The following is a 12,068-nucleotide window of genomic DNA, read 5'->3' on the forward strand; positions in this document are numbered from 1 at the left end:
GTCTACTTTGAGAGGATATGGTCGTAACCAGCATACGGCAGGCGGGTAGCCTCAAGCCACAGGTGAAGGTTGAAGAATTACGGGTTGGACAAGTGAAGACACCTCCATAGAGCGAGCGATGGAGCTTGCAAACATGTCCTCTATATATAAGAGGAATGACTCTCTGAGATCTCAGGCAGGCGCCTGTAGCTGACGAGCCTGCACGAAGCGCACCCCTAGCAGCGCTGCCAGGGGCCTAGCCTCCAGACTTAAAAATCACGCCTAAAAATCGCCCCGCACACCCTATATAAGGTGCGCTCAGACCACCTCCCGGCACCTCTCGCACCCCAATTTTTCGGTTTTCCGCCCCTTTCTTAAAAATTTTTTCGCCCCGAGCACCCACCCATGTCCGCCGTGCGCTGAATCGCCGCGCCGCGCCCACACGCCGCCCAAAAACCGCGGAATTCCGCGGCAAAACCGCCCATTCACGTCTCGCCGCCGCCTCAAAATCACCCGTAAAACGCCCCTCCAGACCCCCGAAAGCCCCACCCTTCACGCCCCTCAACATAAAAAAGTTGAGTAAAGTTCGCTCAAGTCTCTTGACAGCCCTTTCGAGAGGGTGCATACTTGAGTACATGAGGCTCAAGGAGCCGCGCAGACCACCCCACACGGAGCGGCACGCGCAGCACCGACCGCCTCCAAAACTTTCAAACTATCCCGCCTCGCATTAGAAGAAGCGGGGCACTAACACCTAAGGAGTGAATAAACATATGGCACGTGCAGTAGGTATTGACCTCGGTACCACCAACTCGGTCGTAGCAGCACTGGAAGGTGGCGACCCGGTCGTCATCGCTAACGCAGAGGGCACCCGCACCACCCCCTCCGTCGTCGCATTCTCCAAGGACGGCGAGGTTCTGGTCGGTAGCGTTGCAAAGCGTCAGGCGGTGACCAACGTCGACCGCACCATCTCCTCCGTCAAGCGCCACATGGGCACCGACTGGACCACCGAGATCGACGGTAAGAAGTACACCCCGCAGGAAATCTCCGCTCGTATCCTCATGAAGCTGAAGGGCGACGCAGAGGCATTCCTGAACGACAAGGTCACCGACGCCGTCATCACCGTTCCCGCATACTTCAACGACGCTGAGCGTCAGGCAACCAAGGAAGCCGGCGAGATTGCAGGTCTGAACGTCCTGCGTATCGTCAACGAGCCCACCGCCGCAGCACTGGCATACGGCCTGGACAAGGGTAAGGAAGACGAGCTCATCCTGGTCTTCGACCTCGGTGGCGGTACCTTCGACGTCTCCCTGCTGGAAGTTGGCAAGGACGACGACGGCTTCTCCACCATTCAGGTTCGCGCAACCAGCGGTGACAACCGCCTCGGTGGTGACGACTGGGACCACCGCGTCGTCGAGTGGCTGCTCGCACAGGTGAAGGCAAACACCGGCGCAGACCTGTCCAAGGACAAGATTGCTCTGCAGCGTCTGCAGGAAGCAGCTGAGCAGGCTAAGAAGGAGCTGTCCAGCGCTTCTAGCACCAACATCTCCCTGCAGTACCTGTCCGTGACCCCCGAGGGCCCCATCCACCTGGATGAGAAGCTGACCCGCGCAAAGTTCGAGGAACTGACCCGCGACCTGCTCGAGCGCACCAAGAAGCCCGTGCTCGACGTAATCAAGGAAGCTGGCGTGTCCATCTCCGAGATTTCTGAGGTCATCCTGGTCGGTGGCTCCACCCGTATGCCCGCTGTTGCTGAGCTCGTCAAGGAGCTCACCGGCCGCGAGCCCAACAAGGGTGTGAACCCCGACGAGGTCGTGGCAATGGGTGCAGCACTGCAGGCAGGCGTGCTGAAGGGCGACCGTAAGGACGTTCTGCTGATCGACGTCACCCCCCTCTCCCTCGGTATCGAGACCAAGGGCGGCGTGATGACCAAGCTGATCGAGCGCAACACCGCAATCCCGACCAAGCGTTCCGAGACCTTCACCACTGCAGAGGACAACCAGCCCTCCGTGACCATTCAGGTCTTCCAGGGTGAGCGTGAGTTCACTCGCGACAACAAGAACCTGGGTACCTTCGAGCTGACCGGCATCGCCCCCGCACCCCGTGGCGTGCCCCAGATTGAGGTTACCTTCGACATTGACGCAAACGGCATCGTGCACGTCTCCGCAAAGGACAAGGGCACCGGTGTTGAGCAGTCCATGACCATCACCGGCGGTACCTCCCTCTCCAAGGACGACATCGACCGCATGGTCAAGGACGCAGAGGCACACGCTGAGCAGGACAAGGCACGCCGCGAGGCTGCTGACACCCGCAACGAAGCCGAGTCCGTCGCATACACCACTGAGAAGCTCCTGAAGGAGAACGGCGACAAGCTGCCCGAGAACGTCAAGACCGAGGTCCAGGGCGATGTCGACGAGCTGAAGAAGGCACTCGAGGGCGACGACGACGCAGCAGTGAAGTCCGCATTCGAGAAGCTGCAGGCATCCCGATCCAAGCTGGGCGAGGCACTCTACGCAGCAGCACAGGCTGAGGCATCCGAGTCCAAGCCCGCCGCTGATGAGGACGTTGTCGACGCCGAGGTTATCGACGAAGACGAGAAGAAGTAATCATGGCTGAGCAGGAAAACACCACCCCCGACCCGCTGGAGGAGGCATTCAATGCCCCCGCAGCGGAAGGCCACCCCGAAGCTGAATCGGTCGAAAGCCCCGAGGAAGCTGCGGAAGCCGTCGAGGCTGAGCTCCAGGACGCCGTAGAAGCAGAATCTGCTGACGCGGCACTCGCCGCAGAGCGCCTGGACTCCCTGCTTCGCCTGCAGGCCGAGTTCACTAACTTCAAGAACCGCACCGCCCGCGAAAAGGAGCAGTTGCGAGGCTTCGTAACCAGTGAACTGGTGACCGCGCTGCTGCCGGTGCTCGACGATATCGACGCCGCACGCAAGCACGGCGACCTGCAGGAAGGCCCCTTCGCCTCCATCGCTACCAAGCTTGAAGAGCTGCTCGGCAAGCAGGGCGTGGAGCGCTTCGGTGAAGTAGGCGACGCCTTCGACCCGAACATCCACGAGGCTGTACTGCAGCAGCCCACCGACGAGGTGGCTGAGGATCATGTCTCCATGGTTCTGCGTTACGGCTACCGCGTGAACGACCGCGTGGTTCGTACCGCTCAGGTGGCTGTGGCTGTTGCAGCGTAAGGTGACGGCTAAGCATTGGCTGAATAACTAACGACGGGCGGGTGCTCTCCCAGCGGGGGAGTGCCCGCCCTGTTGTTTGCCTTGTGTCGTTTACCCTGGATGTTTTGCCTGGGCTGTTTTGCTGGGGCTGTTTGCTGGAGTGTTTGTCTGGGATGCGGCGAGCTGTGGTCGCGGTGAAAAACCCTTGGAGGGCGCTATTTTTTGGTCTAGCCCCTTCCAAAATTGAGTCAAGTAGACTAAACTTTTATATAGAGCATTAAGACAAGAACGTGGTGCCCTGCTAGCCGTCCCGTAACCGAGGAGGGCGGCGCATCACCGCGAGAGGAGAAACAAACACATGGCAAGTGAAAACTGGATAACTGACGACTTCTACAAGGCACTGGGTGTCAGCGAAGACGCAAGCGAAAACGACATCAAGAAGGCGTACCGCAAGCTCTCCCGCAAGTACCACCCCGACCTGAACCCCGGCGACGCCGCAGCGGAGAAGAAGTTCAAGGAAATCTCGGAAGCATACGACGTGCTCTCCGACAAGAAGCAGCGCGAGGAGTACGACCAGATCCGCCGCTACGGTGCCGCAGGCATGGGCGGCTTCGGTGGTGGCAGCTACACCGGCTACCCCGGCGCGGACGCATTCGGTGGCTTCAGCAGTGGCGGGGCGGGCATCAACATTGACGACCTGCTCGGCGGCCTCTTCGGCGGTAGCGCGGGCGGCTCCCGACGCTCCGCAGGCTTCACCAGCGCCGACTTCGGCGGCATGGGCGGTGGCGGCTTCGGCGGCGCACAGCACGTAGCCCCCGAAGAAAGCACCACCAGCACCCGCATCAGCCTCGCCCAGGCATACACCGGCGCAACCGTGACCGTGTTCCTGCCGGACGGTTCCCACACCGAGGCACGCATCCCCGCCGGTATTAAGGACGGTCAGAAGGTGCGCCTGCGCGGCAAGGGCCTGCACGGCGCCGATCTGAAGGTCACCGTGCGCGTCTCCGACGACTCCGTGTACTCGCGCGAGGGCAACAACCTGATCATGCGCGCACCCGTCACCCTCGCCGAGGCCGTCGACGGCGCAGTAATCGAGGTGCCCCTGCCCGACGCATCCACCGTGAAGCTGCGCCTGGCACCCGGCCAGGTTGGCCGCCGACTGCGTGCCAAGGGCCGCGGCTTCAAGGCTAAGGGTGGCGATGGCGACCTGATGGTCATCCCCGAAATCGTTCTGCCCACCGAGCTGAGCGCAGAGGCGCAGGAAGCATTCGACAAGTTCGTAAAACTGGCACCGCAGGAGAACCCGCGTAAGGATTTGTTGAAGAAGGCGAAGTAAACTATGGCATCTCGAGAATCATCATCCAAGTCTCGTAGCGGCAAGCCGCTGCACAGCGTGGACCTGCCGGTTTTCGTGATTTCTGTGGCGGCTGAGCTGGCGGGCATGCACCCGCAGACCCTGCGCCAGTACGACCGTATCGGCCTGGTTCAGCCTTCGCGTGCGCCCGGTAAGGCGCGCCGCTACTCGCAGCGTGACGTGAACCGTCTGCAGCAGATTCAGCAGCTCTCGCAGGAGGGCGTCTCCCTGGAGGGTATTCGCCGCATTATTGAGTTGCAGTCCCTCGTGGAGGAGCAGCAGGAACAGATTGCGGCACTGCAGCGTCAGGTTGAAGATGCGAAGGTGAAGCTGGGCCTGACGGAGCGTGTGTTCGCCGCCGGTACCAGTGGCGACGTGGTGCATATTGCCCGCGGTACCCGCCCGGCGCCTCGTCAGCGTTCTTCGGCTGTGGTGTTGTACCGTCAGCGTCACCAGTCGGCTACGGCGGATGATACGAAGCCGCAGCGCTAAACCGGCTAAACCCGCTACACTTGGATAAACGGCTCGGCTGTTTTAGCTCATTTGCGCTAGTCGGCCACCCATATAGGCTTGTGCGTCTTTGTGTATACGCCGCGTGAGGGAGGTTGACTTCCTCCTCCTTGCGAACAAAGAGGACTCCTGCCAGCCGCATACCCTACAGGTATGCGGCTCTCGGTGGGTTAACAGCGTCAACAGCAACAGCACCCGCAAGCAGGCGTCTTACGTCCCTCTTCTGTTCGTTTAAACTCTCCGCAAGTCCTGCGGCGAGCATAATATTCACACACGCATTAGCATCTCGATCTAAGCGCATACCACACTTGGTACACGCCCATTCACGGATATTCAGCGGCTTTCTACCGCCCGGCTCACCACACACAGAACACAGCTGCGACGTGGGGGCAAACCGGTCAGCAAAGACCACCATGCGATGACGTTCATCAGCCTTCTCTTCTATCAGACGGCGTAATAAACCCCATGAGGCATCCAATACCGACTTACCTAAACGGGTACGCGACAGACCAGCCACATTCAGGTTCTCCAGGGCGATGACTTGGTTCTCGTCCACCACCTTGTTTGCTACCTGATGCGCGTAATGGCTCCTTGTATTGCGTACCTTGGCGTGAGCTTTGGCTAGGCGGATGCGTTGCTTTTCGTAGCGGTTGCTACCGCGCTTTTTACGGGAGAGCTGACGTTGAAGCGTAGCAAGACGTGCCGCTGCCTTCTTTAAAGGGCGGGGGTTCTCAAAGAACACCCGTTCACCCTCAGAATTGACAGCTACGGCCAGGCGATTCAGGCCTAGGTCAACACCGACAGCGTATGCAGAAGGCTCCGGTATCTGAATATTTTCAGCAGGCACATCCACAACAAATGAGACATAGTACTTCCCATCCGGCTCACGAATGAGTGTGACTGAGGATGGCTCAGCAGGTAGAGGGCGTGACAGCACGAACCGCACATTTCCAATTTTGGCCAAGCGCACAAAACCGACTCGATGAGTTGTTTCATGCACTATAAACCCGGAGTTCTTCGTAAACCTTGCTGACTGGCGGTGACTGCGCTTTTTAAAGCGCGGTGCATGAGCGCCGCGTTTACCTTTGCGCTGGCCAGTGACAGTAGCAAAAAAAGCCTTATAGGCTTTATCCAAGTCACGTAAGGCTTGTTGTAGGGGTACGGAGGAGACCTCACTCAGCCAGAATCGTTCCTCGGTTTTCTTTAACGCAGTCAGGCGTGCGGACAGTTCAGCGGCTGAAGGTTTAGTGCCGGTGAGCCGGTAGGTCTCTAGTGCGTGGGCTAAAGCGTCGTTGTAGGTTACGCGCACGCATCCAAAGAGTCGGGCAATAGGTTCGACCTGGCCCGGTTTTGGGTATGCGCGGTATCGGTAACGCTTCAACATAACATCTCCATTATATACTTGGTGTCATGGCAGATAATGCAGACATTCGCACTGGAAGACAAGCTATCTGGGATCTTCATGTCCAGTTGGTGTTTGTAACTAAATACCGTCGATATGTCTTCACAGATGACATGTTGAAAACCTGTGAAAACATCATGCGGGACGTATGTAAAAACTTCGGCGCAACCTTGGAAGAGTTCAGCGGAGGGGCCAATCACGTTTACTTGCTGGTGGGATACCCTGCAACAGTTGCTGTTTCCAAGTTGGTCAATTCCCTCAAAGGTGTTTCCTCGCGTATCTTACGGCGAGATTACGCGGATGAGATTGCCCCTTACCTGTTGGATGGGCATCTGTGGTCACGCTCGTATTACGCAGGCTCTGCTAGTGGTGCTCTATCGCAAGCCGCGCTAACCGGCTACACTGGGATAAACAGCCCGGCTGTTCTAGCTTGTCTAGGCTAGTCAGCTACTTATATAGACTTGTGCGTCTTAGCGTCATACGAAGCGAGGGAGGGTAGACCCCCGCCCCGCATGCACTTGGACCCACACACAAGGAGGTGAGGCTCCCCGAACGAACGGGGAGCCTCACCTGCTTGGTTATATAGTTGGAGATAGCATAGTTGGACTAACAAGTTCGGGGTATTGAGATGGAAGAGGGGTTGGCAGAGTGAAAAATTTGTTCGTCTGGAACACCTTTATGCAGTGGAAGCCAGTAGCTATCAAAGAGCAGAAAGTTACTGAGAATCAGGCAGGGTCTGGCGATGCAGCAACTGATAATAATCGGGCACCGGCTGAGGCCCAAGCACCAGCTCCGGTTGAGCAGGGCGTGAGTTATGAGGAGAGATGGAGACTTGTTCAGTACTTCTCCGATTGGATTAAAAATGCTGACGTAAGAATCCAGATGCTGTTGGCCGTCCAGGGCTTTATCGTAGCGGCTTATGGCTCACTCATCCCTGCTATGGATAAAAATAATAGCTTTTGGAATTTATGGACGTATTTTTGGGTAGTTTCATTTGTTGTTAGTGTGATTACCTCTTTCGGGATTGGATTTCTTCAGTTTCCTAATAGAGAAGTTGGAGGAGCTGAAGGAAACGTATTTTTTTATGGGTCATACGAAAATAGTAACCAAAGATATATTTTGAAAAATGTTTCATTCGATAAAAGGGATGAATATCTCAGTGGTCAACTAGTGAAGCTTGCAAATATTGCAAATACTAAATTTAAAAATGTCCAGAAACTTCAGACCTCAGTATTTTTAAGTTCGCTCTTCTTGGTGCTGTCAGCGACTGGATTTATCCCATGGATTTCTACAATTTTCTATGAATGGCCGGTATGTTCTGCTCTGGTTATTGCTCTTGTAATTAGTGTTCTTGTAATTATTGGTCTTTGGATGTCATATAAAAAGAAAGTGAAGTAGGCTTGATTAGTGCTGATTATGTAGATAATAGGTCCATCGATTCTGGAAGGGCTGGGGGTGGATTTCACGCTATATTGGTATGTGGTGTTGATATTAGTGAATCAACTGCTTTAAAAATTAAGTATCCTATTTCTGGTGTCGGCGTAATATCAACCTTTATGGAAAGCTTCGATAAAGGTCTGAGGGAGTCGAATCATCAGGTTGAATCTGGCGTCGATACAGGGTGGTTCTTATGGAGAGTCAGGGGCGATGAGCTGGTGTATCTCCGAATCATACCTATTGGAGACGACGGCAGGCCTGAACCGGTAGCTATTGGAGAGGCGTTGCAGCAATTTATTGCATCTCTTGAATCAGTTTCTCCCAGTCAGATTCCTGGTTCGTCATACACCCTAAAACTGCGTAGCTACGCTTTTCTTCTTCATTCGCAAGGGAACCCCTGGGATTATCGCTGGAATCTTATGCCTAAGGATTGGAATAACAATCTAAAAGGTAAGGAGGATTTAAAAAATCAGGTAGGAGGTTTGGGTATTGGAAGTTCCGCTGACCTGAAATCATTCAGTGATTGTAGAACTAATCTCCACGAGATCCAAAAAGACTATTTTATAGATTTTATTGGAGCTGATGTTGATCTTGGGTTTAGGGTTGCAGAGCAATCTGAGGCGCATCGAATGATTCTATCGCCCTATTTGGCTTATCTTGTAATGGTGGGTCTTGAAAAAAATAAGATAAGTCCATTTAGTATATATTCTATGGGAGAACGTGAGCTAAAAGGGTGCACCATTAAAGAAACTGGTCTTGTTGAGTACCCTCTGTATTATGTCCCTATAGGAAATTTCTCGATTCTTGAAGAACTTACTGGTGCACCCATGCAGATTAATATTTCGAAAGAAATAAAGAAGCTGGAAGAGTTTGAAAAATCTAGAAATGACTCCTACCGATTTATCTACGAGAAGGCTTTGAAACATGCGTCGGCTGATGAATCATAGGGTTTAGCTATAGAAGAATCCGTATATGAACAAGGAGGTGAGGCCCCCCGAACGACCGGGGAGCCTCACCTCCTTAACGTATATTCGCGCTGACCCGCGCTCAGCTGCGCCAACTAACGCTGACGCATCCCTGCTTACTTGCGGCGGTAAGTCAGGTCGTGCGCGCGGCGGCCCGCCTCCTGAGCCTTACGCTCAAAACTGGTGAGGGTGCGGCCCTCCCAACGCGGAGCCCAACCACCCTGCGGATCCTCCTCGGTCGCACCGGTGCCGGGGTTCACGTTCTCAAAGTCGGGGTGCGCCTCCAGAACATCACGCATGACCAGGGCGTACTCCTCCCAGTCGGTCGCCAGACGCCAAATGCCGCCGGGCTTGAGCACGCGCGCAACCTTATCAGCGAACGCCGGGGACACCAGGCGGCGCTTGTGGTGGCGGGACTTGTGCCAGGGGTCCGGGAAGAACACCCACAGCTCGTCCACGGAGTTCTCCTCGAGCATGTTGTCGAGCAGCTCGGGCGCGTTCGCCTGAGCCACACGCACGTTCTCCACGCCGGCGTTGCCCATCTTCAGCAGCAGGTCCGCAATGCCGGGGGTGTACACCTCAACGGCGAGGAAGTTCGCCTCGGGAACCTCAGCTGCGCGGTGCACAATCGCCTCGCCCAGACCGGAACCGATCTCGACGACCTGGTATGCCTCGCGGCCGTAAATCTTGACCGGGTCGAAGGTTGCCTCGGGTGCGACGGAGGTGTCGGTGCGCAGGCGCGGAATGTCCAGCACGTGGGTGGGGGAGTAGGTGTCCCACGCCTTCTGGCGGCGCGCGGTGAGGCGGTCGCCGCGGCGGACGAAGGAGTAGGGCTGGCGGAAGAATTCCTCGGGAACCGGCTTCTTGGCCTTTTCTTCGGTGGATTCGGGTGCCTGGCTAGGCTGCGTGTTCTCAGTAGACATACCTAAAAGAATAGCGTAGCGCCGCTATACCGTGCGGTGTCGCGGCGTGCGGGGCTGGCATGACGCTGAATTAGCCGGGCGTGAGACTGAACTAGCCGGGTGTGAGACTGAACTAGCCGGGAACATGCCGGTCTGAGAAACACAGAAATTCAGCACGCATACAAAAGTGCGGCGGCTCAGGGGTGGTGCGGGGCGTGTTTTGGGTGGAGGTTGAGGGATGCCACAGGCTCGCCCCGTCTCAATCGCCCCGTCTCAAAAATTTGGTGATGTTGTATTCCTTGTACTTGTGTGGGTATGAGGGGGTAAAATTTGAAATTATGCATTCTCTGCATAACCTTTTATCGGCGATGCAAGAAGTCGGAAGCCCGCAAAATCGGAGCCCACAAGCCCAAGCGCACCGCGCCGGCTCGGGAAGCGCGGGAACCGCCTCCTGGCGCGCCGTTCAGGATTATGCACGAATACCAACCACCCGGACTCGCCCCCGAGTGAAATTTAGGGCGAATCGACGCAGGAAAGAGAAACACGTGACACAGCAGCCAATGCAGCACAACTCCGTCACCGGCCTAGACTCCGAAGCTGAGCACTCTAAGCTTCAGCGCGGACTAAGCTACCGACACATCCAGCTGATCGCTATTGGCGGCGCCATCGGCACCGGCCTTTTCCTCGGCTCGGCAAAGACTATCGCCCTGACCGGCCCCTCCATCGTCTTGGTGTACGCCATTATCGGTAGCGTCATCTACTTTGTTCTGCGCGCCATGGGCGAGATTCTGCTCTCCAACCCCAAGTACAAGTCCTTCACCGACTTCATTACCGACATTCTCGGTCTGCGCGCCGGCTTCTTCGTCGGCTGGTCGTACTGGTTCTTCTGGGTTGTCACAGGTATCGCGGACGTCATCGCGATTACCGGCTACGTGCAATACTGGCTACCCGACATGCCCAAATTCATCCCGGCGTTGACCGTTATCGTGGCTCTGCTGCTGCTGAACCTGCCCTCGGTAAAGAACTTCGGTGAAATCGAATTCTGGTTCGCAGTCATTAAGATCGTCGCGATTGTCGCCCTCATTATTGTTGGTGCGCTCATGGTCGCCTTCAGCTTCACCAGCCCCGACGGTACTACCGCCTCCGTAACCCACCTGTGGGACCACCCCGGCCCCTCCGGTAGCGGTATCTTCACCCAGGGCGTGACCGGCTTCCTGGGCTCCTTCCAGATTGCTCTCTTCGCCTTTGTGGGCGCTGAGCTCGTCGGCACCGCTGTGGCTGAGACCAAGCACCCCGAACGTACCCTGCCCAAGGCTATTAACGCTGTGCCCTTCCGCATTGCGCTCTTCTACGCTGTACCGCTGATGACCATCCTCGCCGTGACCCCCTGGGACAAGCTGGATAAGTCCATGAGCCCCTTCGTGGGCATGTTCTCCCTGGCGGGCATTGCGGTTGCGGCATCGCTGGTGAACTTCGTGGTGCTGACCTCCGCGGCATCTTCGGCAAACTCTGGTATCTTCTCCACCTCCCGTATGGTGTACGGTCTGGCACACGACGGCGCCGCACCCTCCGCACTGGGCAAGCTCACCAAGAACGGTGTGCCCGCCAACGCCCTGTACCTGACCACCGTGCTGCTGCTGTTCAGCCTGGTCATGCTGTACGCCGGTAGCGGCATTATGGAGGCGTTCACCGTGGTGACCTCCGTGGCGTCGATGATGGGTATCTTCACCTGGAGTATGATCCTGATTGCGTACCTGGTCTACCGTAAGAAGTTCCCCGAACGCCACGAGGCATCCGTATACAAGATGCCCTGGGGTATTGGTATGAGCTGGTTTGGTCTGGTCTTCTTTGCTGTTATGGTCTACGCCCTGAGCCTGTACCCGGATACCGCAATCGGTCTGGCGCTGACCCCCATCTGGTTCATCGCTCTGGCTATTGGCTACGAGATTCTGACCCGCCACCATGCGGCGAAGCGTGCTCGCGCACTGGCCGCCGAGAAGCCTGCTGAAGAGGCTGCTCAGAAGTAATTCTGTTCTTTCTGCGGCGCTGTTGGTAAGCCCCGTTTCTGCATTCTTTGAGGATGCGGAGGCGGGGCTTTCGCATGCCCTCATGCCTGCCTGTTTACGTTCGGGGCGGTATTTTTTACACTGCTTGATATGATGTAAATAATAGAAACAGGTCACATTTTTGCTGTAAATCCTGTTTTCTTGCACTTAATACCTGTAGAATAACTATCCAAGTAGCTGTGAGGGCTCTCAGAAAAACTCCGCGTCAATCGATAGTGTGACACTTCCGAATACTGCGCGGTAGCTGGCAGAGCCTCAGCCTCGCCCCGAAATCCGGGGACACCCCGCAA

Annotated in this window: 10 protein-coding genes; 8 read left to right on the top strand and 2 right to left on the bottom strand. The window is 56.3% G+C overall.

What is annotated here, in order from left to right; translation table 11 throughout:
• Positions 1-749 precede the first annotated feature (749 nt).
• The 4 genes from dnaK to HMPREF2712_RS00745 all read left to right on the top strand — a co-directional run bounded on the left by dnaK (position 750) and on the right by HMPREF2712_RS00745 (position 4,988).
• Positions 750-2,582: a molecular chaperone DnaK gene (dnaK, locus tag HMPREF2712_RS00730; protein WP_070819007.1), complete on the top strand. Its 1,833-nt coding sequence runs from the start codon at positions 750-752 to the stop codon at positions 2,580-2,582.
• Between the two features lie 2 nt (positions 2,583-2,584).
• Positions 2,585-3,163 carry a nucleotide exchange factor GrpE gene (locus HMPREF2712_RS00735; protein WP_070819008.1) on the top strand — a complete coding sequence of 193 codons (579 nt, stop codon included), beginning with the start codon at positions 2,585-2,587 and terminating at the stop codon, positions 3,161-3,163.
• Between the two features lie 337 nt (positions 3,164-3,500).
• Positions 3,501-4,478: a DnaJ domain-containing protein gene (locus HMPREF2712_RS00740; RefSeq protein ID WP_070819009.1), complete on the top strand. Its 978-nt coding sequence runs from the start codon at positions 3,501-3,503 to the stop codon at positions 4,476-4,478.
• A gap of 3 nt (positions 4,479-4,481) precedes the next feature.
• Positions 4,482-4,988, top strand: a complete 507-nt coding sequence (locus HMPREF2712_RS00745) for a heat shock protein transcriptional repressor HspR (protein ID WP_070819010.1) — start codon at positions 4,482-4,484, stop codon at positions 4,986-4,988.
• 163 nt (positions 4,989-5,151) lie between these two features.
• Here the strand turns inward: HMPREF2712_RS00745 and HMPREF2712_RS00750 are convergent, their stop codons facing one another.
• Positions 5,152-6,390 (bottom strand): RNA-guided endonuclease InsQ/TnpB family protein, encoded by a 1,239-nt coding sequence (locus HMPREF2712_RS00750; RefSeq protein ID WP_049346853.1) that lies wholly within the window; start codon positions 6,388-6,390, stop codon positions 5,152-5,154.
• Between the two features lie 26 nt (positions 6,391-6,416).
• Here HMPREF2712_RS00750 and tnpA point away from each other — a divergent pair, with 26 nt between their 5' ends.
• The 3 genes from tnpA to HMPREF2712_RS08995 all read left to right on the top strand — a co-directional run bounded on the left by tnpA (position 6,417) and on the right by HMPREF2712_RS08995 (position 8,792).
• Positions 6,417-6,851 carry an IS200/IS605 family transposase gene (gene tnpA, locus HMPREF2712_RS08880; protein WP_239663332.1) on the top strand — a complete coding sequence of 145 codons (435 nt, stop codon included), beginning with the start codon at positions 6,417-6,419 and terminating at the stop codon, positions 6,849-6,851.
• A gap of 214 nt (positions 6,852-7,065) precedes the next feature.
• Positions 7,066-7,806, top strand: a complete 741-nt coding sequence (locus HMPREF2712_RS00755; protein ID WP_141762556.1) for a Pycsar system effector family protein — start codon at positions 7,066-7,068, stop codon at positions 7,804-7,806.
• 2 nt (positions 7,807-7,808) lie between these two features.
• Positions 7,809-8,792, top strand: coding sequence for a hypothetical protein (locus HMPREF2712_RS08995; protein WP_141762284.1), 984 nt, complete (start codon positions 7,809-7,811; stop codon positions 8,790-8,792).
• Positions 8,793-8,926: 134 nt separating this feature from the next.
• Here HMPREF2712_RS08995 and trmB read toward each other — a convergent pair whose 3' ends face one another.
• Complete coding sequence (gene trmB / locus HMPREF2712_RS00765) at positions 8,927-9,733, bottom strand: tRNA (guanosine(46)-N7)-methyltransferase TrmB (protein ID WP_070688376.1); 807 nt, start codon at positions 9,731-9,733, stop codon at positions 8,927-8,929.
• A gap of 539 nt (positions 9,734-10,272) precedes the next feature.
• Between trmB and HMPREF2712_RS00770 the strand changes: the two genes are divergently transcribed.
• Entirely contained in the window at positions 10,273-11,739 is a 1,467-nt protein-coding gene (locus HMPREF2712_RS00770; protein WP_070819012.1) for an amino acid permease, read from the top strand.
• Positions 11,740-12,068 lie beyond the last annotated feature (329 nt).

The sequence above is a fragment of the Rothia sp. HMSC064F07 genome (assembly GCF_001837265.1).
GTDB lineage: Bacteria > Actinomycetota > Actinomycetes > Actinomycetales > Micrococcaceae > Rothia > Rothia mucilaginosa.

Coding starts and splice junctions, on each gene's coding strand:
- dnaK (WP_070819007.1), top strand. CDS start 750: ATGGCACGTGCAGTAGGTATTGACCTCGGTACCACCAACTCGGTCGTA.
- HMPREF2712_RS00735 (WP_070819008.1), top strand. CDS start 2,585: ATGGCTGAGCAGGAAAACACCACCCCCGACCCGCTGGAGGAGGCATTC.
- HMPREF2712_RS00740 (WP_070819009.1), top strand. CDS start 3,501: ATGGCAAGTGAAAACTGGATAACTGACGACTTCTACAAGGCACTGGGT.
- HMPREF2712_RS00745 (WP_070819010.1), top strand. CDS start 4,482: ATGGCATCTCGAGAATCATCATCCAAGTCTCGTAGCGGCAAGCCGCTG.
- HMPREF2712_RS00750 (WP_049346853.1), bottom strand. CDS start 6,390: ATGTTGAAGCGTTACCGATACCGCGCATACCCAAAACCGGGCCAGGTC.
- tnpA (WP_239663332.1), top strand. CDS start 6,417: ATGGCAGATAATGCAGACATTCGCACTGGAAGACAAGCTATCTGGGAT.
- trmB (WP_070688376.1), bottom strand. CDS start 9,733: ATGTCTACTGAGAACACGCAGCCTAGCCAGGCACCCGAATCCACCGAA.
- HMPREF2712_RS00770 (WP_070819012.1), top strand. CDS start 10,273: ATGCAGCACAACTCCGTCACCGGCCTAGACTCCGAAGCTGAGCACTCT.